The sequence below is a fragment of the Microbacterium longlingense genome, from assembly GCF_058349825.2.
In genome coordinates this window covers 95648-119468 of the sequence record NZ_JBYRJA020000003.1, presented here as the reverse complement: position 1 = coordinate 119468, position 23821 = coordinate 95648, and the positions used below count along the sequence as shown (strand labels likewise).

19 protein-coding genes, 1 tRNA gene and 2 pseudogenes are annotated in these 23821 nt (G+C 66.8%); 13 read left to right on the top strand and 9 right to left on the bottom strand.

Going from position 1 to position 23821, the window contains the following annotated elements; all coding sequences use genetic code 11:
• Nucleotides 1-154: 154 nt before the first annotated feature.
• The 7 genes and pseudogenes from AC3RXY_RS05805 to AC3RXY_RS05775 all read left to right on the top strand — a co-directional run bounded on the left by AC3RXY_RS05805 (nucleotide 155) and on the right by AC3RXY_RS05775 (nucleotide 6288).
• Nucleotides 155-973, top strand: coding sequence for a serine hydrolase (locus AC3RXY_RS05805; RefSeq protein WP_491509949.1), 819 nt, complete (start codon nucleotides 155-157; stop codon nucleotides 971-973).
• 27 nt (nucleotides 974-1000) lie between these two features.
• Nucleotides 1001-1073 (top strand) — tRNA-Val (locus AC3RXY_RS05800).
• Nucleotides 1074-1116: 43 nt separating this feature from the next.
• On the top strand, nucleotides 1117-1311 hold the full coding sequence (locus AC3RXY_RS05795) for a hypothetical protein (RefSeq protein ID WP_491509948.1): 195 nt from the start codon (nucleotides 1117-1119) through the stop codon (nucleotides 1309-1311).
• 48 nt (nucleotides 1312-1359) lie between these two features.
• Nucleotides 1360-2336 (top strand): annotated as a pseudogene (gene mobF / locus AC3RXY_RS05790) (MobF family relaxase); the annotation flags it as partial.
• Between the two features lie 225 nt (nucleotides 2337-2561).
• Nucleotides 2562-4934 (top strand): ATP-dependent DNA helicase, encoded by a 2373-nt coding sequence (locus AC3RXY_RS05785; protein WP_491510148.1) that lies wholly within the window; start codon nucleotides 2562-2564, stop codon nucleotides 4932-4934.
• A gap of 86 nt (nucleotides 4935-5020) precedes the next feature.
• Complete coding sequence (locus AC3RXY_RS05780; protein ID WP_491509947.1) at nucleotides 5021-5464, top strand: GyrI-like domain-containing protein; 444 nt, start codon at nucleotides 5021-5023, stop codon at nucleotides 5462-5464.
• The gene (locus AC3RXY_RS05775; RefSeq protein WP_491509946.1) at nucleotides 5461-6288 is read left to right on the top strand and encodes an AraC family transcriptional regulator; all 828 of its coding nucleotides are present in this window, start codon (nucleotides 5461-5463) and stop codon (nucleotides 6286-6288) included. The genes AC3RXY_RS05780 and AC3RXY_RS05775 overlap by 4 nt, the downstream gene beginning before the upstream one ends.
• Before the next feature lie 1320 nt (nucleotides 6289-7608).
• Here the strand turns inward: AC3RXY_RS05775 and AC3RXY_RS05770 are convergent.
• The 6 genes and pseudogenes from AC3RXY_RS05770 to AC3RXY_RS05745 form a co-directional block, all read right to left on the bottom strand.
• Nucleotides 7609-7773, bottom strand: a pseudogene (locus AC3RXY_RS05770) (IS3 family transposase); the annotation flags it as partial.
• Nucleotides 7774-7880: 107 nt separating this feature from the next.
• Nucleotides 7881-8624 (bottom strand): ABC transporter permease, encoded by a 744-nt coding sequence (locus tag AC3RXY_RS05765; protein WP_491509945.1) that lies wholly within the window; start codon nucleotides 8622-8624, stop codon nucleotides 7881-7883.
• Between the two features lie 7 nt (nucleotides 8625-8631).
• Complete coding sequence (locus AC3RXY_RS05760) at nucleotides 8632-9408, bottom strand: hypothetical protein (RefSeq protein WP_491509944.1); 777 nt, start codon at nucleotides 9406-9408, stop codon at nucleotides 8632-8634.
• Complete coding sequence (locus AC3RXY_RS05755) at nucleotides 9405-10142, bottom strand: ABC transporter ATP-binding protein (RefSeq protein ID WP_491509943.1); 738 nt, start codon at nucleotides 10140-10142, stop codon at nucleotides 9405-9407. Before AC3RXY_RS05755 ends, AC3RXY_RS05760 begins: the two co-directional genes overlap by 4 nt.
• A gap of 80 nt (nucleotides 10143-10222) precedes the next feature.
• Nucleotides 10223-10873, bottom strand: a complete 651-nt coding sequence (locus AC3RXY_RS05750; protein WP_491509942.1) for a response regulator — start codon at nucleotides 10871-10873, stop codon at nucleotides 10223-10225.
• Nucleotides 10870-12030 (bottom strand): ATP-binding protein, encoded by a 1161-nt coding sequence (locus AC3RXY_RS05745; RefSeq protein WP_491509941.1) that lies wholly within the window; start codon nucleotides 12028-12030, stop codon nucleotides 10870-10872. Before AC3RXY_RS05745 ends, AC3RXY_RS05750 begins: the two co-directional genes overlap by 4 nt.
• Before the next feature lie 1021 nt (nucleotides 12031-13051).
• Here AC3RXY_RS05745 and AC3RXY_RS05740 point away from each other — a divergent pair.
• The 4 genes from AC3RXY_RS05740 to AC3RXY_RS05725 all read left to right on the top strand — a co-directional run bounded on the left by AC3RXY_RS05740 (nucleotide 13052) and on the right by AC3RXY_RS05725 (nucleotide 18577).
• Nucleotides 13052-13873, top strand: a complete 822-nt coding sequence (locus tag AC3RXY_RS05740; RefSeq protein WP_491509940.1) for a hypothetical protein — start codon at nucleotides 13052-13054, stop codon at nucleotides 13871-13873.
• Between the two features lie 113 nt (nucleotides 13874-13986).
• Nucleotides 13987-14373 (top strand): hypothetical protein, encoded by a 387-nt coding sequence (locus tag AC3RXY_RS05735; RefSeq protein WP_491509939.1) that lies wholly within the window; start codon nucleotides 13987-13989, stop codon nucleotides 14371-14373.
• Nucleotides 14374-15182: 809 nt separating this feature from the next.
• The gene (gene secA2, locus AC3RXY_RS05730) at nucleotides 15183-17516 is read left to right on the top strand and encodes an accessory Sec system translocase SecA2 (RefSeq protein ID WP_491509938.1); all 2334 of its coding nucleotides are present in this window, start codon (nucleotides 15183-15185) and stop codon (nucleotides 17514-17516) included.
• Nucleotides 17517-17668: 152 nt separating this feature from the next.
• Nucleotides 17669-18577, top strand: a complete 909-nt coding sequence (locus AC3RXY_RS05725; protein WP_491509937.1) for a phosphotransferase family protein — start codon at nucleotides 17669-17671, stop codon at nucleotides 18575-18577.
• Between the two features lie 212 nt (nucleotides 18578-18789).
• On the opposite strand, the gene AC3RXY_RS05720 is transcribed toward AC3RXY_RS05725, so the two are convergent.
• Nucleotides 18790-19227 (bottom strand): hypothetical protein, encoded by a 438-nt coding sequence (locus AC3RXY_RS05720; RefSeq protein ID WP_491509936.1) that lies wholly within the window; start codon nucleotides 19225-19227, stop codon nucleotides 18790-18792.
• Nucleotides 19228-19655: 428 nt separating this feature from the next.
• Here AC3RXY_RS05720 and AC3RXY_RS05715 point away from each other — a divergent pair, with 428 nt between their 5' ends.
• Nucleotides 19656-20225, top strand: coding sequence for a DnaJ family domain-containing protein (locus AC3RXY_RS05715; protein WP_491509935.1), 570 nt, complete (start codon nucleotides 19656-19658; stop codon nucleotides 20223-20225).
• 98 nt (nucleotides 20226-20323) lie between these two features.
• On the opposite strand, the gene AC3RXY_RS05710 is transcribed toward AC3RXY_RS05715, so the two are convergent.
• Together AC3RXY_RS05710 and AC3RXY_RS05705 are read right to left on the bottom strand one after the other, a co-directional pair.
• Nucleotides 20324-21499: an aminotransferase class I/II-fold pyridoxal phosphate-dependent enzyme gene (locus tag AC3RXY_RS05710; RefSeq protein WP_491509934.1), complete on the bottom strand. Its 1176-nt coding sequence runs from the start codon at nucleotides 21497-21499 to the stop codon at nucleotides 20324-20326.
• A 31-nt stretch (nucleotides 21500-21530) separates the two neighbouring features.
• Complete coding sequence (locus AC3RXY_RS05705) at nucleotides 21531-22979, bottom strand: gamma-glutamyltransferase (protein ID WP_491509933.1); 1449 nt, start codon at nucleotides 22977-22979, stop codon at nucleotides 21531-21533.
• A 70-nt stretch (nucleotides 22980-23049) separates the two neighbouring features.
• On the opposite strand from AC3RXY_RS05705, the gene AC3RXY_RS05700 reads away from it, so the two are divergent.
• A complete protein-coding gene (locus tag AC3RXY_RS05700) occupies nucleotides 23050-23817 on the top strand; it encodes a LamB/YcsF family protein (RefSeq protein WP_491509932.1) in 768 nt (255 codons plus the stop codon).
• Nucleotides 23818-23821: the final 4 nt, after the last annotated feature.

Below are 23821 nucleotides of genomic sequence, written 5' to 3'. Positions count from 1 at the left end.
TGGCCGCATCCCAACGGCACTGCCATGCACGATTGTGCGCGCGCCGCGAGGCGCGCCGGTCGATCGTCGACACCCGCGTCGTCGGCGGCGAACCGGTGTCGTGTCGGGCGGCCAGAGTCTGCCGCTGCGGCACCGAGATGGCTACAGTGACCGGGTGGACGAGAACGCGATCGCCCGGTTCGAGGTCAGCTGCGGCGCTCGCGTGGGGGTGTGCGTCCGCCGCGTCGGGCCGGAGCCAGCCGAGATCCTGCGTTATCGTGCGGACCGAGAGCTGCGCTCGGCGAGCTCCGCCAAGGTCGCGGTACTGGTCGCGGCGGCGCTCGCTATCGAGACCGGCGAGGTCGATGCGGGAAGCCGCCTGGACCGCGGTGTCGTGGAGCCGGTGTGCGATTCGGGCATCTGGTCGCACCTCGATCAGCGGACGCTGTCCTTCGTCGACGTGGCGAAGCTCGTGGGGACGGTATCGGACAACCTCGCGACGAACGTGCTGATCCACGCTCTCGGCGGCGTCGACGCGGTGACCGAGCGGGCCGCCCGCTACGGTGTGGGTGGCTTCCGGCTGCACGACATCGTGCGCGACGAGCGGGTCGCGCCGCATCCGAGCACACTGAGCACCGGCACGGCAGCGGCCTACGCCGATGCGTTCGCTCTGCTCTGGGCTCGATCCACGGCGGGCGACAGGGTCGCGCTACGGGTGCTGGCCTGGTTCGCCGACGGCATGGACCTGAGCATGGTCACGGACGCCTTCGGCCTGGATCCTCTCGCGCACTCCGCGCCGGACCGTGGCGTGACGGTGGTCGCGAAGACCGGCACGGACGCGGGGATCCGCGCCGACTCCGGCCTCGTCCGGCTCGGCGCGCAGACGTTCGTGTTCTCCTGCCTCGTCAACTGGGAACCGTCAACCGGTGACCCCGAGCGCGACGAGGTCCTCGCCTTCCTGCGCGCGGTCGGGGCGTCGATACGCCGCCAGTAGCGACGGCTCGGTAGCATGGTTGGGCCAGGGCCTTTAGCTCAGCTGGTAGAGCGCCACGTTTACACCGTGGATGTCGTCGGTTCGATCCCGGCAGGGCCCACCCAAAGTGTCTTACGGGAACACGCGACATCAGTAGATGTTGAGTGTTCCCGTTTCGCTTCCTTGCCTTCGTCGCCGTGGTCGTGTGCTTCGCGGAAGATCGTCGCGAAGGGTTCCGCGAGGCGTGGGCGGAGGTGTTCGTCGTCGGTGATGTCGAGGCGTGTGTAGAACGCCTGGTTCGCCAACCGCCGGTCAGCATCACCGGAGTAGGCGTAGGCGCGGTGCGCATCGGTGAGTAGCCGCAGCGAGTCGTGGAGGAACGCGCGCCCGCCGGTGTGGTGCTCGCTATGTTCCGTGAGGCGACGGTTGATGTCGGCGAGGCCGGTGCGGATGCGGTCCTGGTGCCGCTTCAACGTGGACAGGTCGATGGCGTCGGCGAAGTGCGCGGCGAGGAGTTTGTCGGATTCTGCTTCCAGGCGTGCTCGGTTCGCGGTCAAGTCCGCGACTTCCTGATCCTGGCCTGCGTTGCGTTTGTCGAACGCCGCATCCACTACTACCTCGGTGCAGAAACCACGGTCGCGCAGTTCGCGGCGCTCGACGGGTCGGGCGCGGTGACCGCTGAAGCGGCGCTTGACCCTGCCACGTATGCGGGGTGGGTGGACTGGGAGAACCCGCTCATAGGTGAGTCGATGGGGAAACCGCGTGGTGCGGGGTCGGATCGAAAATCGTCGCCCCGGTTCATGGAGATGGTCATCAACAGGCCCAAGAGCTTGTCGATCGCTGCCGCACTGCACCCGGAGGTCTCCGAAGCACTCGATGCCGCGCAGCAGGACGCCTTGGCGGAGATTCGTCGTTGGCTCGCCCAGCACTCCGTCACTCGCGTTGGCCCGTTGGGGCGCAGGAGGTCGTACCCGTCGAGCAGATGCATGTCGTCGGGATCACGCATCGTACGTCGCGTGCGGGTGATCCGCACCGGCACATTCACATGCAGATCGGCACCCGCGTGTTCGCCGCCGGGAAGTGGCGGGGTCTGTTCACCGGCGCCCTGTTCAAGCAGCAGGGAGCGATCCGCGCCCTCGGCACCGCGGTGATCGCCGCCAGCCCCGAACTGCATGCGGTGCTTGACCGGCACGGCCTGACCCTCAACCCCGTAACCGGTGAGGTGGTCGAGTTGCAGCCATTCAATGCGCTGATGAGTAAGCGGGGCGAGCAAGTAGGTATGAACCTGGAACGTCTCGAAGCCGAATGGGATCAGCAGCATCCCGGTGAGAGCATGGGGCCAGTTGTCGCTTCGCGCCTGCGTGCGGACGCGTGGGCGCATGAGCGGCCCGCGAAGAAGCCCACCACCCTGGCCGAGGAAACCGGATGGGTGACAGAGCTGCGCGAGGCCGGATACGATCCCGCAGCGCTGCAACGACCCGCACCGCGCCCATCCGTGGCATTGGACGAGTTGAGCGTGCAGGAGATTGCATCACGCACGCTCGACCGCTGCGCCGCATCCAGTTCCGCATGGTCGGCGCACACGGTGACCGAGCACGCGACGCGGATTATGACCGAATACGGCGTCCGCGCTACGCCTGCGGAGATACGCGAGTTCATCACGGCTGTGTCGCGGTTGGCGTTGGAGGATTGCTTCACGATCCTTCCACCCGGCAAGCCTGCGTTGGAGCATGTGGCGCATCTGACGAGCGTGCGCGTCATACAAGCCGAAACCGAGTTGCGCGACCTCCTCACCGCCCGAGCGCCAGCGGATGAGCCGGCTGTTCCGGACGTGCAACGGCTGGCGCAGGACGCCGGTCTCGACCCAGACCAGACCGACGCTGCCGCAGCGCTCGCCTCCACTGATCCGCTGGTGATCGTGGAAGGGGCAGCGGGCAGTGGGAAGACGACCATGCTTGCTACCGCGATCCAAGCCGCGAAACGGGAGGGGCGAGCAACGCGGGTGGTTGCGCCGACGAAGAAGGCCGCCGACGTCGCACACCAGGCGCTCGGGGTGCCTGCGGATTCGGTGGCCGCGCTCCTCCACGCCCACGGCTACCGCTGGAACGCCGATGGCGTATGGACACGCCTCACTCCTGGCGAAACCGATCCCGAGACCGGCCGCACCTACACCGGCCCACCCGAGACTGCGCGCCTCCAAGCTGGTGGACGGATCGTGGTGGACGAGGCCGGGATGCTCGATCAAGACTCCGCCCTTGCCCTGTTCACCGTCGCCGCCGGGGCGGGCGCGACGCTCGCGCTCGTCGGCGACCGGGCACAACTCCCTGCCGTAGGCAGAGGCGGCGTGCTCGACATGGCCGCGCAGATTCGCGGCCGAACCATCGACATGGCCGAAGTCCACCGCTTCACCGACCCCGACTACGCAGAACTCACGGTGCGATTGCGGGAACGGGATGATCCCGGCAAGGTCTTCGATCAGCTCGCCGCGCTCGGCCTCATCCGCCTGCACGCCGACACTGAGAGCCTGCAAGAGTACGTCGCCCAGCATCGCGGCGATGGGGAGGCTGTCACGGTCGCCACCAACGACGAAGCCACCCGCTGGAACGAGCGCATCCGTGACCAACGCACGCACGCCGGGGCCGTAGACGACGCGGTGACCGTGACCGGCAGCGACGACCTCCCTATCGGGCGCGGTGACCTGATCCAGACCCGGAAGAACGACACCGGGTTGGCCGTGGCGAACCGGCAGCAGTGGGTCGTGCAACACGTCGCCGACGACGGAGCAGTGTGGGCGGCCGAGGCGGGCAGCGACCGGAAACGCGAGCACACCGTGCAACTACCCGCTACTTATGTCACCGAGCATGCGCACCTTGCCTACGCCTCGACTGCCTATGGGGTGCAGGGCGTCACTGTAACGGGGTCGCACACGATCCTCTCCGATGCCATGAGCGGAGCGGCCGTGTACGTCGGCATGACGAGAGGCACGGGCGAGAACCAATTGCACATCATCGCCGACAGCACGGCTGATGCCCGAGCGCAGTTCATCGACGCGATAGAACGTGACCGCGCAGACCGAGGACTTATCCACGCCGCCCAGCAATCGGCAGAAGCCGTGCGAGGTCTCATCGACAACGGCCCCGCGAAACTCGTCACCACTGAGATAGCTGCGCTGATTCGACGGGCCGGGCGCGCCGCGGTGCGAGCGGCACGTTGGCGGCAAGCATCCGACGCCCTGGACGACCTCTATGCGCGGCAGCGCGCCGAACGCGACCAGGTAGCCCAGGCGAACGACGAGGCGAAGCGATACGTCGAACTCGTACGTTCTGAGGTCGCAGAGCCACTGACCGCGCAGGCAGGGGAAGCGCTCACCGATTGGCAAGCCGCTGACGCTGCCGAGAAGACCGCCCGCGACAGGGCGCGGACAGTGGGGAGGTTCAGGAAACGCCGCGCGACCGCCGAACACGACACCGCCCAAAGCGCCGCCCGCGACGCGAAGCGGAAGCTCACGAAGGCTTGGGGTGAACCGTCCCGCTGGAACGAGAACCAGGCTGCATGGATCGAGCGCGTCACCCAGCCCCGGATCGACGCCGACCCGCGTGTAATCGACGCCGAGCAACAGCAAGCGAACGCTGCTCACGCCCTGCACGCCGCGCTAGAACCGAACCCGTGGCCCAGCCTGGGCGTCTACGCGCGCATCTTCGGAGCAGACGCCGTACGGAAAAATCCCGGTGCTTACATAAACGCGCGCCCAGCCCGCAAGGCCGAAGATGCGACCCGCACCGCCCAGCACGCCCGAGCCGAAGCCGAGACGCTGCGCGCACTCACTCCCGCCGAGGCCGTCGAACGAATCATGCAGACCCGCGCAGCCGAGGAGTCCGAGCGCGAGACCGCCCGCATGCTTGCTGAGCGTGAACGGCAACTCCGCGCCTCTCTGTTCCGCGAGCCGAGTCAAAGAGATAGTGGGTCGGAGCTGACGTTGTGACTGAATTCCTGAAAGCATTACAGGCGCTCTTGCCCCCGTCGAGATGTCCGCAAGATTTGTCATTCCGTAGTTGCGATGATGGTCGCATGAGTGCGCATCAGGAACAGTTCCGCGTGATCGGTCTTCCGCTTCGGACGAATAACCGGGAAGCGATGCAGACGATCCCTGGGCACTGGAAAGCGTTCGCAGCGGCGGAGGTGGGTCAGCGTCTTGGTGTTGCGGGTGATGTCTATGCCGTCTACACCGATCACGAGCACGAAGGCGTGGACAACCTGGGAGACTATACGCACGTCATCGGATATCGAGTAGACGAGAACCACCCCGTACCGGATGGTCTTGTCGCGGTGTCGGTTCCTGCTTCAGTGCGTGAGCGCGTCGCGGTTGAACCTGCACGTCGCGACCTGGTTCCTGCGGCGTGGGAGACAATCTGGAGGCGCGATGACCTCCCGCTGAGCTATGTGGCCGACTACGAGCGGTACGGCAGCGACGGAACCATCGAGATTTCACTCGGTCTACACCAGGAACCATGAAAGCAGAGCAATACCAGCATCAACTCGATCAGGTGACGGAGTACATCTACACCCACCTTGATGACGACCTCCGTCTCGACATCCTCGCGGAGGTCGCTGGGTTCTCGCCCTACCACTGGCATCGCCTCTACCGTGCGGTGCGCGGCGAAACGGCTGCGCAGACAGTGCAGCGGCTCAGGCTTGAACGTGCTGCGGCGCTACTCACGGATACCGCGTTGCCGATCACACGCATAGCCCGCCGTTCCGGGTTCACGAATGCGACCACGTTCAGTCGAGCATTCTCCCGTGTTTACGGCGTGCCTCCGGGCGGATTTCGCACCGGCGGGTCCGCCACCAGCACCGTTGCCAGGCCGGTCTTGGTCGAGCACGATCCTGACTCGCACCCCGTCGAGATCACCACCAACGAACTCATCGAACTCGCCGCTTCTGGACACACCGGCTCGTACATGAACGTCGGCCGAGCATTCTCGCGTGTGAGAGACCGGATGGCGCAGAGCGGTCGGATGATCGCGATCTACCACGATGACCCCGACGCCACGCCTCGGGCAGCGCTTCGCTCCGCAGCGGGAGTTATCATCAGTGCTGATGCTCACGTTCCCGACGGACTGGAACGAATCAGCATCCCCGCAGGACGACACGCGGTGCTCCACTATGTCGGGCCGTACTCTTCGATGCACACCGCTTACCAGTGGTTGTACGGTGTCTGGCTTCCTGCCTCCGGGGAGGAACCTCGTGACCACCCGGTATTCGAGGAATACCTCACCGATCCAGCGGTGACGGCCCCCGGCGACGCGGTGACCAGAATCCTGCTCCCGCTCCAGTGATCACTACGATTTCAGCGGGTCTTCGACCACACCGTGCCCCGATGCACCCCGAACTGACGCGCCACAGCCTTCACACTGATCCCCTGCGCGCGAGCTGTTCGCATAGCGTCCACTTCGCTGTCTGTGAGCCGAGTTCGAGGTCGTTTACTTGGTTCCGCCGAGGCGCCGATCAACGGGTCGTCGGCGCCCCTCTCGGATTCCGCATCCCCGCGACCCCCTTGATTCCATGCGGAAACGAGCTTCTGAACCCGTGGTCGGCTGTTCCCACAGCGCCCAATTGCTTCCACCCCACGTGTCGATTTTCAAACCGACGACGCTTCCCGCTGGGGGACTGAGAACGCTTCCTGTCGAACCTGCGTTGAACGGACCTTCCCCGGCGACCGATGGCTACCGCGTGTTGATGGCGTTACGCGGTGCCCTCCGGTCAGGTCACGACGCTGTGCTCGAATCGGCTTGACGTCCCCGCTGCCATCTCCACACGAGGCAGAGAGCACGTGTGCCGAACGAGATCGGTGCCCGTAGGCCAGTTCCACGGGGGAAAGGGGAGCCGAAGCGTTGGGCTGCACCGAGGAAAAGACCAACGACGAGCAGCGTGACGGCGAGGGCAGCGTGACGGCGAGGAAAGAGGTCACCGCTCCGGCGGAGAGCGTCACTCGATATGCCGTCTCACCCGACATAGCCAGATCATTGTCCCCAGCAGCACGGCGGAACAGTTCCGACCGAGTTGATGGAGACCGCGCTCTGTGTGCTCACGGTCTGACACAGCTCTGGCACTGCGACGCCGATCCCGGCAATCCCGATCACGGCAGCGGAAACAGCTGCAACAGGTGCGCCAATCTCGGTGAGCAACGCGACAGCGGCGACCCCCGAGCCCCCAGCAACGCTCACCGTGAGAGCAGCGATGAATGTATCCGTGTCATTCGAGTTCAACGCCCACTGGTATCCGATCCGGGAGAGGTAACCGCCGTACGGGGAAGACCCGGTGCATGCGGTGACGACCATGAGAGCCGTATCGCTCGCGAGAGGACTGGTGTCGGCGCCTTCGATGGTCCAGCCCGCATCGGCCAGGATGACCGCGTCATCCGCGATCGCTGCTTCGTCCGCTCCCGCTGCCCGCGCGGCATCGGCGCCGAACGTCCGGGGAATCGTCGTCGGTAGCGACCACGACGGCGTCGATCTCCGCTCGCTGATCTGCCGTTCACGATCACTCAGCCCGGGGTCCTCGAAGCACCTGCTGTCGCCGTATTCACGGGCTGAACGTCGGAACCTTTCCTGGACCTCGGGCAAGACCACACGATCGCGATCCGCAGACCCGTGCGGGGTGGCCCTGCGGCGTCGGTTCAGGACGTTCTTCTGCAGCAGTCTGAAGAACGACTCCATCGCCGCGTTGCCGCCGCAAGAAGCGACCCCACCCATTGGCCCGACGAGGTTATGGGAGCGGAGTTCCCGGCGCAGCGTCCTGCTTCGAAATTGCGATCCTCTATCCTCTATCCGAATGGATGATGCAGCCCTTCACGTTTCCGCCCAGCCAGCGCGCAGAGCGTGCGTCCACGGCGTGAAGTCCGTTCGGGGGCCGGCTGCCCACGCCGTTCTCAGCCCGTGACGTCGCGTTTTCGGAAGGCGATCCAGGACCCCACCGCGAGCAGGAGCGTCCAGGTCGCCATCACGATCCCGCCAGGTATCGGGTCGAGGAGCCCGACTCCCGGATAGCTGGTCAGGAGCTGTATGCCCGCGAGGTCGGGCAGGAACTTCAACGCCGGGATGACGGCGAGCACGGAGATGGTGAGCCCGAGCACCAGAGGCAAGAGCACGACGAGCGTCACGATGAACGTGCGTGCGAGGACGGTGATCGCTGCGGCGATCAGGCCCATCAGCGTGTAGTTCACGGCGACGCCGACCACGTTCCATCCCATTCCGGCGGTGAACTCCCCGAGAGCCAGACCGTGGTCACCGAGCACCGCGTGCTTGAGGAGGACAGCGGCGCTCGTGGCGAGAACGCCGATGAGCAGGGCGACCACCGCGATCACAGCGAACTTCGCCGCGAGCACACGCCCCCGCTGGGGGGTGGCGGTCAGCGTGGTGCGGAGTTGGTCGTCCGAGTATTCGGTCCCGGCGATGAGCGCTGCGAGCAGGATGATCAGGGGTTGCCCGAATCCGGCCGTCTCGAACCCGTGTGACGCGATGGGGAATGACATCGCTGCGGTTTTTTCGCCGTCGAATGCGAGGCCGGAGGCGAGCGCGAGAGCCGGGGGCACGAGGAGCGCGGCGGCGAGGGTGCCCTGAATGCTGCGTAGGGTGAGCGCCTTGGTCCATTCGGCGCGGAGTGTGTGGATCATCGGTGCCTCACAGATCTCTGCGCACGAAGGCCAGCGCCGCGGCGGTGAGCAGCACGACTGCCCATGCGGCTTGGATGAGACCCCCGGTGAGCGGATCGAGGTGGAGGCCCGCCGCAGGATCGGAGTAGAGGGCAGCTCCGGCGGCAACGGGGAGGTAACGCGCACCCGCCCAGAATTCGGAGAGCAGGTCGCCCACGCCGATCACGAGCGGTACGACGAGGATCAACGGCAGGATGGCGGTGCGTGCAAGCACGCCGACGGCGAACGCGATGAGCGCGGTGAACGTCCACGCGATCGTGACGCTGCCGAGATTCGCCCAGATCTCCGAGGTCAACCCCCAGGGGGCGACGCCGGTCTCGCCCGCTGCATGTGTGATCACCAGCGTGCCCCACATCGTCACGAACGCGACCGACGCGACCGTCACCGCGAGCAGCAGTGTCTTCATCAGGAACACGCGGAGTCTTTGCGGGGTGGCCAGGAGCGTGGTGCGAATCTGCTTGCCACCGCCATACTCGCTCCCGGCCCACAACGCGGCGAGCGCGACGACCAGGACATAGCCGAAGCCGGCCATCTCGAAGCCCTGATACGCGAGGCGGGTCGGTTCGGCGGAGAACAGGCGGGGGTCATCGGGTGCGATGCCCACGGCGGACGCGGCGTTTGTCCATGCCATCGGCCACGTGCCGAGGATCGTCACGGCGCCGAGAATCCCGGTTGCGCGAGCGGTGAGCAGTTTGGAGGACTCCGAACGCGCGAGGGGGAGAGCGCTTCGCAAGAGACCGTTCACGACGTCGCCTCGTCGCCGCCGGTGGCGCGGTACTCCGTGTGCTCGTCAGTGAGTGAGAAGAACGCGTCCTCCACGGTGCTGTGCGTGCCAGTGACCTCTGCCGCTGTGCCTGCCGCGAGCACTCGGCCGCGGGCGATGATCACGAAGTCGTCTGCGGTGTCCTCCATCACGCTCATCAGATGGCTGGACACCAGCACCGCTTTGCCGTCATCGGCGAGGGAGCGCAGGAAGCGTGTGGTCCAACGGATGCCGTCGGGATCGAGGCCGTTGGTGGGTTCGTCCAGCACCAGCACGTCGGGGTTGCCGAGGAGCGCGGCGGCGATGCCGAGCCGCTGCCCCATGCCGAGCGAGAACCCGCCGATCCTCGTCTTCGCGGCGCCGTGCAGCCCGGTGAGTTCCAGCACCTCGTCCACGCGCCGGGCGGGGATCGCGTTCGACTGCGCCACCCACATCAGATGCGCCCGTGCCGTGCGGCCCGTGTGCGCGCCCGGTCCGTCGAGCATCGCACCGACCTTCCACAGGGGTCGCCGCAACGAGCGATAGGGGCTCCCATCGATCAGCGCCGTGCCGCTGGTGGCGCGATCCAATCCGAGCAGGATGCGCAGGGTCGAGCTCTTGCCGGCGCCGTTGGGCCCGAGGAACCCGGTGACCCGGCCCGGAAGTGCGGTGAAACTCGCGTCGTCGACGACGGCGCGTGAGCCGTGGCGCTTGACCAGGTGACTGACTTCGATCATGTCTCCCAGCCAACCGAGCCTGCGTGCGGATGTCAGTCTGCGAGAGTTGACAATCGTATGCGCCGGAGGCGGTGACGGAATCAGAAAGATGTCGGCGTCACGATGCCGCTCTCGTAGGCGATCACGACGAGCCCCGCACGATCGCGGGTCTGGAGTTTCGTCAGGATGCGGCTGACGTAGGTGCGCACGGTCGTCACGGTGACGAACAGCTCAGCCGCGATCTCCGCATTCGATCTGCCTTGCCCGATGAGCGTCAGGGTCTCGCGCTCCCGCTCCGTGAGGGGGTCGAGTCGGTGATCCTCCCGCACGGGCGCGAATCGTCCGATCAGGCGCTTCGTCACTTCCGGTGCGAGCAGCGCGTTCCCTTCGTGTGCGACGCGGATCGCGTGCAGCACCTCGCTGGGCGGGCTGTTCTTCAACAGGAATCCGGACGCCCCGACCCGCAGTGCCTCATACACGTACTCGTCCACGTCGAACATCGTCAGCACGATCACCCGCGGCCCGTCGGTCTGCCCGGTCAGGGCGCGGGTGGCTGCCAGTCCCGTCATCCGCGGCATCTGCACGTCCATCAACACGACATCCGCGCCCAGCCGCGCAGCACTCTCGACCGCCGCTTCGCCGTCACCGGCCTCGCCGACGACCTCCATGTCGTCATCGCTGTCGACCAGCAGCCGAAGCGACGAGCGGATCGCCGGCTCATCATCGGCTATCAACACCCGGATCGCCGTCATGCGTGACCTCCGACCGCAGGCCGCTGACACGGCAGGGCTGCCGAAACCCGGAAGCCGGAAGCCGAGGAGGCGAAGGCCACGGTGCCGCCCAGCAGCTCGACTCTCTCGCGCATCCCCCTCAAACCGTGTCCGGGCCGGATCCCGCTCTGTGCCCCCTGGCCGTCATCCTGGACGCCCACCGTCACCGTCTCCGACGACACACGGAGCGTCACGACCGCGGACGACGCCGACGCGTGCCGGATCACGTTCGTCACCGCTTCCTGAACGATCCGGAGCACTGTCGTCCGCACATCGGCCGGAAGCGCATCGATTGCTTCTTCTGCGTCGAGGCGGACGACGACACCCGACTTCTCCGCGGTCCGCATAACACCGGCAAGCGCTGCCGAGAGAGGGCTCGACGCCACGTCGTCCCTATCGATGTCTGCGCGCTCTCGTTGCAGGAGCGCTTTCAGCTCCGACAGCGACGACCGCGCGTCGCTCTCGACGCTGCGCAGCACCGCACGCAACTCGTCAGTGCCCAGGGAGGTGACATGCGCGGCGACGCCTGCTTGCACCCCCATCGCCCCCAAGGAGTGCGACAGCACATCGTGCACATCGCGCGCCAGGCGAAGACGCTCCTCTGCTCGTGACCGCGCCGCAGCCTCGCGCTCGACCTCTCGTGTCCGCACACCGAGCACCCACGCGACGGACAACACGAGCGCGCTCAGCAACATCCCTCGGAAGCGATCCTCCGCGCCCTCCGCACCGAAGATCGCAGATGCGACCACCACGACAAGCGCGCCGGTGAACATCCACCACGGAAACCGGCGTCCTCCACGCGCCTCCGAAAGCCGAAACACCGCGAACCCCGTCAGCACGAAAGGATCAGCTGTCACCCCGAGAAGCCACGCGCCGGCAGTCGCCACCGCGGTCACGATCACCGCAACAACCGGCACACGTGAACCGGACATCACACCGGCTACCGCAACCGCACCCAACGCGAGCTGCGCCCCGCGAGCAATGACGTCGTCCGGTGTGACGGTTAACCAGAGCCCCACGAACACCGCGAGCCCGAGCACCGAACTCGTCAGCAGACGCGATCGCATCCCAGGAACGGAGAAACCACGCGCACGCGATTCGTGACGATCACGATGCTCACGCTCCGCAGTGGTTCCCATCCATCAATCGTACGAGGGGCCTCCGCGCGCTCCGAGGGGAGCGAGAGGCGGGCGGAGACGCCCCGCGTGATTGTCGACCACACGGGCGAACCTCTGTCCCGGCGCCGACACCGGCATCGCGAACCGTCTTCGGACCAGGGGAGCCCCCGCGATGCGCTCGCTACGTCGCCGCGATTGTTTTCGCGGGCATCCCCGGTCCGACGTCGGCGACGCACTGGATGCTGACAGACAAGGGCTACCCGTCGAAAGCAAACCGGGGCTGGCTACGCTCCCGAGGGCACACCCCAGTGCCAAGCGACCGCGGAGTTCCACCCGCAGTAGAGGGGAATCACGCGCCTTTATATGCTGTGGGTTCATTGCTGTCGCGCGGCGCGATCGTCCGTATCCAGTTGTTTGCGGAGCATCTGCGAACGGCGTTTTTCATCTAGGCTGCCCCAGTTCTCATTTGCGCTGCTACCGTGTGGGTAGGAGCTTAATCAGCGGTTTAGGTCCTGTCTCCCAGATCTCCGGCGATGGTCGCGGGATTCTAACCGGCTGCTGCGTTGTCTGTTGCTGCTCGAGGGCGTCTCACGAGCTTCCGGAAGACCCCGAAACGTTCTGAAACACACGTCGGCAACGTTATTTGGGCAGAGAGGTCATTGAGAGAGGAAAGCAGATGGATCCGCTGTCATCACTTGCGCTCACGGCACTCATGCTTGCGGTCATGGCGTACGTCGTGTATTGCGCTGTACAAAAGGGTGTGCGAGATGGGATGCGAGATTACGATAAGCAACGGGCTGCAAGACGATCAGGTGAACTAGGAGAAGACGGAAGGAGTTGATGTCCTTCCTTCGGTGGGAATTTGCTACTCCTGTTGCAGAAGTGCTTTATAGCACGTAGCCTGGCCGTCAAGAGGTTGACGATAGCCTCGCTAATAGAGCGGATAACATCACTAGCCCGATGAAGCGCCGTAAGGTGACCAACCTCGCCGAATTATCGATGGCGCTCTCCATGGGCTGTTCTCGAATGGAGGAGCATGGTCATGACGAAGACAACTAGTCGAACCAGCAAATCTCGCGCGACGTGGACACTGGCCGCTGCAACGACCGTTGCTTTCGCGCCCCTTATATTCGCACAGCCTGCCATGGCAGACGTAAAAGGATCCGACCCCGACGCGTTTTTCGCCGCCGTCGAGGAATACCAACAAGCTCACCCGACTGACTATGAGGGCCTTGCGCAGGTCGCCGAAGAGTACGGCGGCAGCATCCAGGTCTCCACGAATGTCACCGGACCGACGTCACCGGCGGAGGCTCAGTCGGTCATGGAGCATAACTCCACCCCTGGAGACACGCCGAAGATTGGTCCGCGCGCGGACTTCCCCTCGGACGTCTTCACCGTCAGTATTACTTCGTCCGCGCACCCGGCGAGCACGAAGGTGGGTGTTACGGGCACGGCCGACTGGCGTGACGACTTCGCAGGCCAGGCTGCCCCGTACGATATTGCGTCGCTCGGCTTCAGTAGCCAGTGTGGAACCTTCTCCGGTTACTCTGCAGCCACGTACGCGCTCGGCGGCGGGAGCACCGGGCTTGCGACATTGCGCGATGGCGGTGCAGGCACGGGCGCGCCGACCTGGAATGTGGACGCATATACCAGTGGCTTCGCGAATCAGGCAGATCTGGTGCAGGTTTCTGTCACATATGACAAGGCCAACTGCGGATCCGCCGACGTCCAGGTCGGCTTCATCTACGAAGGCAACCAGGGTGGAGGACTGACCGGCGTTTCTGCGAGCTTCCTCGGCCTATCGCTCAGCTACTCAGGCTCACCCCTCACTCTGCAGAAAGGCTCTGGCGCGATCACGATCTGACGCCCCGGCCGAACGATGAGACCGCGAAGAGGCCCGCTGACCGGTGGGCCTCTTCGCGGCGAGATTGTCCGACGAAAGGTGAATTTGGTCGGGTCTGACCGAAAGGAAGGGCGATGACCGATGTCGTCGAGATCACCGCTCCTGTGGCTGGAGAGATCATCGACGAACAGCAGCTCGTGGAGTACCTGCCTCTGCCAGCGAGGTCGCAGTGCCTCGGCCTCGTCGGGCTGTTGGAGCAACCCGCCAAACGAGTTTTGGAGAAAGCCTTCGAGACGGGGATGACCGAGCACCTCGGTGACACGAAGCGCGCGCAGGCTGAGAGCGACAACATCCGTAACGGTAGCGGTTCGAACACATCTCTGACTGCGGGCAGCCCGGTTGAGATCAGCCGGACCGCGTGGCGGGTCGGGATCGTTCGAGCCGGCTGTCGTGAAGACACGACAGCAGCGGGGTACCGGAGTGGACGAATGGGGCTGCTTGTGTCCCGCGGTGGCCTTTGACGCCCTGGTGAAGGTCCACGAGGGGAACACGTGCGCAACCACCCGATCTACTCACCGTTAACGGGGATAGCGAAATTCTCGGGATCCGGGCCACTGGCGGGTCGAGGGTGAGGAGTCCCCGCGCGGTGTGGTTACCAAGATCAAAAACCGCGGCACAGAGAACGTCCGCATCGCGGTCTGCGACAGATTCTGAGGCGTCGCCGAAGCCGATCAACACGGCCTGGCCGCTCGTAACGATGCAGGTCTGCATCACCTGCCTGATTCGCACATGTTCCGGTTCGCCTTGCGGGACGGCTGGGAGGACATTGGTAAGAGTCTCCAAGCGGTTTACACAGACCCGATCAAGCGTGCTGCTCCGATCAAGCGTCCTGCGGGATAGCGGTACGGGAGTTCGGCGCGAGGTGAGGCAGCCAGTGTTCGGGGATCAGCAATCTCTGGCGCGCGCGTGGAGAGACGACTTGCCGTTCCTGGACCGGCTTTGTCGAGATCCGTTGGGTTATCCGCTCTTCACGCGATTAGTGACAGCCGGACCAGAAACACCAGTCCTCGGAAACACGCGTGTCTGGCTGATGGCCGTCGGGAGCATGTCGCGTCCACGGTGTCGTCTGAGGTCACTCATACTCGCTCCACGCCGAACGAGGCCTCGGCAGCCGGCGATCAGAGATGAGTGATCAGAGATGAGGAGGTCGCTGTCACCGGGTATGTGCGTCCTGAGAGCGATGCGCCCAGCGAGCCGGGGGCGGGGGAGATGGGGCGGGCACGTTGTGGCCATACGGCACGAGTCCAGGGCCGGGCGTTAGCGTTACGCCATGCCGCGCTTCAGGACGCTTCCCGACGGGGAAACTCGACGCCAGGGTGCCCCGGGATGGCTGAGCCGGTTCCGTCAGGAGCCGGGTACGACAGACGTCCGCGGGTACGCGCCGATCGTCCAACGCATCGGATCGCGGCGTGCGGCGCTGCGCGTTCTCAGCGACCGGGAGATGAGCCGCCAGGTTGCCGAAGCGATGCCGGTTGACCTGCGTGACGAGGGGGAACTTATCCGCTTTCTCGCCGTGGCGAGCGAGGTCGCACGACGCCGTCTCGCGATGGAACCGTTCGAGGTTCAGTTGCTCGCCGCCGTGAGCATGCTGCACGGCCAGGTGGTCGACATGGGCACCGGCGAGGGCAAGACTCTCGTGGGTCTGCTCGTCGCTGCGGGGTACGCAGCTGCCGGCCGCCAGGTTCACGTCCTCTCCGCCAACGACTACCTGGCAGCACGGGACGCCGCGGCCGGAGCGCCGTTCTTCGCCGCATTCGGTCTCCGTAGCGGTGCGGTGGCGGAGCAGATGGATGCGGCGGCGCGGGCCGAGGTCTACCGGAAAGACATCGTCTACACCACCGTGCATCAGGTGGGATTCGACCTGCTCCGTGACCGCCAGCGCCCCGCAGGCACATCGCGCGTGCTGGCTGCTCTCGACACCGCTGTCGTGGATGAGATCGATGCGGTGCTCCTCGACGACGCCATGGTGCCGCTGGTCATCGCGGGAGAGCGCGACGCGTGCGCCGAAGATGACACGGTCACGTCGGCCGTCGCGAACCTGACGGAGGGGGCGCACTTCGACGTCGACGGCGAGCGGCGGAATGTGTCGTTCACGGACGCCGGGATCGCCTGGCTGGAATCCTCCTTCGGCGTCGATGACCTCTACGCCGCGGAATGCTTCGAGCTGCTGACAGCAGCCCACGTTGCGCTGCATGCCCGAGCGCTGCTGGAGCGCGACGTGCACGACATCGTCGCCGACGATCGCGTGCAGATCATCAATGATGCGCGAGGCCGGGTGGCCGAGCGGCAGCGCTGGCCAGAAGGACTCCACGCCGCCGTCGAACGCAAGGAGGGACTGCCGGTCACGGAGCAAACGGAGATTCTCGATCAGGTGCTCGTCGAGACCGTGGCCCGTGGCTATCGCACCGTCACCGGGATGAGCGGGAGTGCCCTCGAAGCGGCCGTGCGCCTCGCCGAGGATCTCGATCTGGCGACAGGGATCATTCCCCCGCGCCGCCCGTGTGTGCGGGAAGACGCCCCCGATCGACTCTTTTCCACGCGCGAAGGGCGGGACACGGCCGCTGCGCAAGCCGTGCTGCAGGCGCATTCTGTGGGGCAACCCGTTCTCATCGGAACAGGCAGCGTCGCTGACTCCGAGCGTTTCACGCGCATTCTCGCTGACCTGAAGGTCGCAGCGCAGGTGCTCAATGCGAAGAACGACGCGGCGGAGGCGTCCATGATCGCTCGTGCGGGGGCACGAGGAGCGATCACCGTCTCCACGCAGATGGCGGGCCGAGGAACCGACATCCGCATCGATCCAGAGGTCGAAGAGCTCGGCGGTCTTCTCGTGATCGGTCTGGGCCGGCACAGCTCGAGGCGGCTCGATCGGCAACTGCGCGGAAGATCCGGCCGACAGGGCTCGCCCGGCACGTCGGTCTTCTACTCGAGCCTGGACGACGACGTGGTGAGCACGCAGCTGCGCATCGGCTGTCAGCCGCGCTCCGTGGCCGATGACGGCGGGGTCCGTGATCAGAAGCTCCTGCGGCTTTACGATCATGCGCAGCGCGTGGCCGAGGGAAAGCAGTTGCAATTGCATCGCACGACACGGAACGATCACACGCTGACCGACCAGCACCGAGCGGTGCTTCTCGCTGCACGCGAGAGCCTTCTCACCGAGCCCGACGCCGTGGATCGCTGGCTGGTGGAGGTCTTCGGCGACGCCGGGGACCGTACGCAAACGTGGGCGACGGCGCGGCGCGGTCTGGCCACCGACGTGATGCTCGCCCTCCTCGACCGCGGCTGGGCGGATCATCTGAACGACCTCGCGGTCATTCGTGAGGGCGTTCATCTCCGGGCGCTCGGGAGGCAGAGCCCGATCGATGAGTTCAACCGGATGGCGAACGAGCGTTTTCGGGCGTTCCGTTCGGGTTTCCGGGCCGAGGCCCGTCGTGTCCTCGAGGCGGCTCCCGATGACGCTGTGAGCCTCGGTGATCTCCGCTTGCGCCGACCGGCCTCGACGTGGACGTACATGGTCTCCGACAGTCCTTTCGGCTCAGAGGTCGATCGCTTGGTCGCGTTCGGCGCACGTCTGCTTCGCGGGGACGCGCGGGTGACCTATACCTGACGGGAACGACCGGGACGCGGCATCGCCGGCCAGCGGAGATGCGCGATCCTCCGTCATGGACGGTTCTGGGCCCTTCGTGCGACAAGACGCTCCGGATAGAGTCTGCCGAGGGGGCGGATGGACGTACACCGAGCAGCGGGAGGTGACGGGGGATGGTCGATCAGACGTACACCGTGGCGGGGCCTGCCGAGCCGACGATCCTCGCTGAGTTCGGGATCGATGAATCCGACCTGCTGGGCAGCGGTGGCGAGGCGCGCGTATTCGCGCTCGACGATGACCGGGTGCTGCGCATCGAGGCGCCTGGCGACGCTGGTCCTGACGCTGCGCTCGCTGACCTCCTGGACCGATGGGATGGCGTGTCTCTCGGTATCGCGCTGCCGCGCATCCTGCGTGAGGGGAGGCGGGGTGAACAGCGCATCCGGATCGAGCGACGCCTTCCGGGCATCCCGATGTCGCAGTGGCTGGCCGAGACCGCAGACGTCGGCCGGAGGCGTGCCGCGCTCGCCGGTCTGCTGGACGTGGCCAGGCGGCTGCGCGAGCTGCCGCTGTCCGCGGCCGGATTCGGCCGGGTGCTCGGCGATGCGCAGCGGTACGCCTCGTTGCCGGAGCTTCTGTCCGCGCAGATCGACATCGGCATCGCGCTCAGCCGTGGCCGGCTCGCGGCGATGGTGCCGGACCTCGGCGCTCAGGTCGATAGCCTGCTGGCGCGTGTGCGCGAGCGCTGTGTCGCACCGGCGTTCTGCCACGGGGACCTGGCGCCAGCCAATGTGCTGGTCGACAGTGATGGTGCCGTCACCGCTCTGCTGGACATCAGCGGCCATGCCCTTGCCGCCGACCCGGTGCTCGACGAGGTCGGGGCAGCCGTCATGGTGGAGATGACGCCGTCCTCCGGCGGTGGCGCAGAAGCCGCCTGGCTGGACCGCCGGTTGCGCGAGAGCCTGGGATCAGAAGCCTGGCTCGTCGATGTGTACCGACGGTTCTACGCCCTCTACTACGCGATGGACGAAGCGCTGATCCCGTGGGCAGCAGCGCAGCTGAACCGTCCCGTCGGTGCACCGTGACCGCTCGCGTACCTGGCGCGAGCGGACCGCCGACGCTTCGCTCGCACATGTGCTCTTCCTGCGCACGAAAGTCGTGGGTATGCCTGAGCAGTGCGCACATGTGCGAGCGAAGCGGAGGATGAGGCCTGAGCGGAACAGCGGCCGAGAGTCTCCTTACGGGGTCGGCTGCCGTCGTTGTCAACTCCCCGAGCGTCGGTTCTCTGCTGGTGCGATCAGGCCCACGGGCTGACGAACAGCGTGTCCGTCTGCCACAGCATCGCCCGTGACTGCACGTGACCCGGGTTGATCACCGTGGGGGTGAAGCAGACCGACACGCTATTGGCCGCGATCCCCGAAAGACCGCATTCTCCGTAGGTCAGTCTCCCGCTGTACGAGAAAAGCTCCTGGCGGATAGCGGTGGCGAACTGCGCGGACGTCCGGTTACGGACGACCGTCGCGGACTGGACATAGTTGCCGCTGCGGACCACGCACGTCTGCCGGCTCACCATCGGGTTGTCGATCGTCGGGCCGCAGTGCCAGTTGCTGGGGGCAGAGAACGACCCGCCCTTCGGATCCCAGCTGCCGCCGGACGTGGCACTTGCGGGTTGCGCCGCGAACAAGCCGGCGACAACAAGGAGGAACGCTGCGATAGCAGATGTCCGTCTCTTCATTTCACTGTTCCCTTCGCTATTGCCGCCCGAATGGCGGCGGTATTCAGGCTCAGCATATTGCGGATCGTCGCGACTCTCTGTCCTCTCTTCGTCCTACAGACAATCGCGACCGTTTCAATGTAATGTTGAAAGGTCTCTGTCCGCGAGAGGGGTCATCTTTCGCGGTGCCCGCGAAGCCGGCCGGTGATGGCGGCGGAGTCCGCCGCATTCATGCCCCGTCGGGCGCTGTTCCGGAGCGAATCGGAGAGAATAAGATGGAGCGGATAAGACCGAGCTTGGACAATGTCAAGTGTTGATAATATCTATCTCACTTCTTTCGGGGGTGTGCCACCCGCCGTCGAGCGTCAGGCCGCCCTCCGCTGGAATCCGCTTTCCGAGCAGCTGCGGCCGGCGGCGAGGGCGCACCGGCATGCGATTAGTGTGGGGGCATGGCAGACGAGGACCCCCGGGCGGCCGCCACGCGGCGCATCCAGCAGGGGAAGAACGCGCCGGAGCCGGTAGAGCAGCCCCGGCGCACGGGCGATCAGCAATTCGTCGAGGAAGTCATGATCGTTGAAACAGCTATCGAGCAGGCACTGCGCGAGGGTGCTTTTGACAATCTCCCCGGCGCAGGGAAGCCGATTCCCGATCTCGGCGCGCAGCACGATCCGGATCGGTGGATCCGCCGCAAGATCGAGCAGGAGAATGTGCGCGGGCTCGGGCCGGCGGCGCTGACGCTGCGCGTCGAGGACGCAGAGCTCGATGGCCGTCTCGACGACCTCCGCGAGGAGAACGAGGTTCGCGACATCCTGGAGGATTTCAATCGGCGGATCATCGGGGCACGCCTCCAGTTGCTCGGCGGCCCTCCCGTCGTCACCCCGACACGTGACATCGAAGCCGACGTCGAGCGTTGGCGGGAGCGACGTGCAGCGGCGGAACGATCGCGGGCCGCGCAGGACGCCGCGGCAACGCCGTCGTCAGCCGACGGCGCGCGGCGGCGGCGCTGGTGGCGCCGGTGACCGGCCCGCCGTCGGCTCGCACATGTGCGCTTGCGGCGCTGGTGCGCGGCGGATAGCGCAGAGCCGGACGCACAGGTGCGAGCGAGGGGAGCGTGGCGTCACCGGAGCGCTGCGACGAACGTGCCGAGTCGGCGCAGGCCCTCGCTCAGCTCGCCGCGGGACGCCGCGTACGACAGCCGCACATGCGTCTGCGCCGTGCTCGGCCCGAAATCCCGCCCGGGCGTGAGCGCCACGTGGACCTCCTCGAGCGCCCTCTCACAGAACTCCCACGCGCCGAGGCCCGTCTCCGAGACATCGAAGTACACGTAGAAGGCGCCGTCCGGCGGCACGGGAACGGGAAGACCGATCTGCGCGAGCCCGTCGAGGACGAGCGCCCGCCGTGCACCGAGCTCCGACCGGCGCTGCTCGCACACGCCGAGCGATTCGGCCGTGAACGCCGCGACGGCAGCGTGCTGGGCAGGTGCCGACGCGCACAGGAAGTAGTTCATCGCAAGCTTCTCGACTGCGGAGACGATCGTCTCTGGCACCACGAGCCACCCCAGCCGCCATCCCGTCATCCCGAAGTACTTCGAGAAGCTGTTGATGACGAGCGCGTCCGGGTCGATGCTGAGCACCGACCGCGGCGCGGCGCCGTCGGCACCGCGATCGGACAGGTTCAGGTAGATCTCATCGACGATGCGCCACGCTCCGTGGGCTCTGGCGTGCGCGACGATCGCGGCGAGCTCGGCAGCGGGGATCGTCGTCCCCGTCGGGTTGGAGGGACTGGCGACCATCACCGCCGTCGTCCGGTCGGTCCATGCCGCCGCGAGGGCTGCGGCGTCCAGTTGATAGCGCGAACGCGCTGTCGTGGGGATCGCGACCGGCTCGCCGCCGAACGCCCGGACCATCTCCCGGTTGCACGGATAGGAGGGGTCGGCCATGAGCACATCGTCGCCGGTGTCCGTCGACGCCGCGAGGGCCAGCAGCAGCGCCGATGATGCACCGTTGGTGATGAGGATGCGCGCCGGATCCACCTCGACGCCGTGCTGGTCGCGGTAGAAGCCGGAGATCGCCTCGCGCAGCTGCGGCAACCCCATCGCCGGCGTGTAGGGGAGAGGGCGGCCGTCCATGACCTCTGTCATGGCCGCGCGCACGGCGGGCGGAGCGCCGAAATCCGGCTCCCCGAGAGACAGCTTCACGACATGGTGACCCGCGGCCGTGAGCTCGCCGGCGCGCTGGCCGAACGCCATCGCGTGGAAGGTCTCGACGGCGAGGGCGCGCTGGGCGAGCTTCATCTCTCCTCCTGAGGGGATCTGCGGGCGGTGCTCAGCGCGCGGCTACGATCGCGGTGGTCTGGCGCCGCCAGTCCGCAACAGCGAACAGCTCGTCGTCCGCGTCGAGCCCTGCCACCACGACGGCGCCGTAGTAGTCGTCGCTCGAGGGGAGGAAGCGCAGCACGTGTCCGCGCTCCGCAAGCTCTGGCGCCGAAGGATGGTCATCCGGCACCAGCACGGTGCCCTCCTGGGAGCGCCAGCGTGGTGCATCGATCGCGGCCGGCAGACTCACTCCGGCCCGGTGGGCGGCCAGGACCTGCAGCAGGGTTTGCACCTGCCCGTCTGCGCCAGGGGTGGCCAGCGCGTAGCGGGCACCGTCGGCGGCGCGCACGAGGGCCGGAGCGAGCGTGTGCACCGGCCGTGTTCCCGCCCGCGCGGCGTTGCGCCCCTGGGTGAAGCCGAGCGCGCGGTCGTTGAGGCGGATGCCGAGCTCCGGCACCAGGATCGCCGAGCCGAAGAGATCGAAGACCGACACCAGCGACGACACCACCAGGCCGTTCTCGTCGGCGACGGCGACGCCGGTGGTGTGCAGATAAGCGCGTGGTCCCGACCGCGGGCGGGCGCGGTCCTGGTCGACGACGAGAGGATGATCGAGCAATGGCGCGCCGAGCCCGCAGTCGTCGCGTCGTTCGAACACCGCACCGGTCACCTCGATCAGCAGGTGGTCGCGCGCCGCAGCAGACAGCGCGCGGAACTCCGCGTCGAACCGGTCGTCGAGCCAGTGCAGAGCCATGGCGAGCAGCACGCCCTGGGACATCGGCGGCTGCACGGCCACCTGTCCGCCCGCCCAGGGAACGCCCAGGGGAGGCGCGACCTCCGGCGCGTGCGATGCCAGGTCTGCGACGCTCAGGCTGCCGCCGTGGCGAAGCACGGCCGCAGCGATCGCGTCGGCCGAGGCGCCGCGGTAGAAGGCATTGGCGCCGTCGCGGCCGATCGCCTCGAGGAGGACGGCGAGCGGTTCCTGGTGCCAGCGATCGCCGATCGACACGCGCAGCAGCGGATCTTCGGGAGAGACCGCGGTGATCCGTGCGCGCTGCGCATCGATCATCCGGTGCAGGTGCTCGTCGATGACGAACCCGTCGCGCGCGAGGGCGGCAGCGGGGGCGAGCAGGTCGGCGAGCGGCAGCCGGCCATGGCTGGCATGCATGGCCAGCCACCCGCTCACCGCACCGGGCACGGTCACGTGCTCGCCCACCCTGCTCATGTCGGGATCCGGCCACACGGCGGGCGCGCACCCCGTGCCGTTCACCGCGATGGCGTCGGATCCGTCGTCGACGATCGAGAGCGCGTCGCCGCCGAGGCCGGTCGCCTGGGGCAGCAGCACCGCGACGGCCGCCTGGGCGGCGATGGCGGCGTCGACCGCGGTGCCGCCATCGCGGCCGATCTCTTCGGCGATCGCGGTGGCGAGCGGGTGGCCGGTCGAGGCGGCAATGCGTGTCATGGTCGGACCTCCTGCCTCCATCCTGCCGGTAACGTCGCACGGGAGAGGCAGAACACAGCGAGGAGGCGCCATGACGTCGATCGATCTCAACGCCGACCTGGGGGAGGGGTTCGGTCGCTGGACGCTGGGGGATGACGTCGCGATGCTCGACATCGTGACGAGCGCCAACGTGGCCTGCGGGTTTCATGCGGGCGACCCGCTGAGCCTGCGCACCGTCCTGCGGGAGGCTGCTGCGAGAGACGTCGCGATCGGGGCGCAGGTGTCCTATCGCGACCTCGTGGGCTTCGGAAGGCGATTCATCGACGCGTCCTTCGCAGAGCTCAGCGCCGACATCGTGTACCAGATCGGCGCCCTCAACGCCCTCGCCGCCGTGTCGGGCACCCGTGTCACCTATGTCAAACCGCACGGCGCGCTGTACAACGTCGCGGCCCGCGGCGGGGCGCATGCGGATGCCATCGTCGATGCGATGATCTCTCTCCTGCCGCACGGTGCGCTGCTCTGCCTGTCTGGATCGGTGCTCGCCGAGCAGGCGCGTGCTGCCGGCATCCGGGTGGTCGAGGAGGTCTTCGCCGATCGCGGGTACGCCGCCGACGGCACGCTCCTGCCCCGCTCCGAGCCCGGCGCGCTCGTGACCGACGCTGCGGCGGTGGCAGAACGCGTGCGGCTTCTCGCGACGACGGGCACCGTGATCGCCGTCGACGGGTCGACGATCGGCGTCCGTGCCGATTCGCTGTGCGTGCACGGCGACACCCCGGCCGCGGTGGCCATCGCCGCTGCTGTGCGCGATGCGCTCGTCGGCGCTGGCGTGGTCGTCTCGGCCTTCTGCGCGGACCGATGAGTGT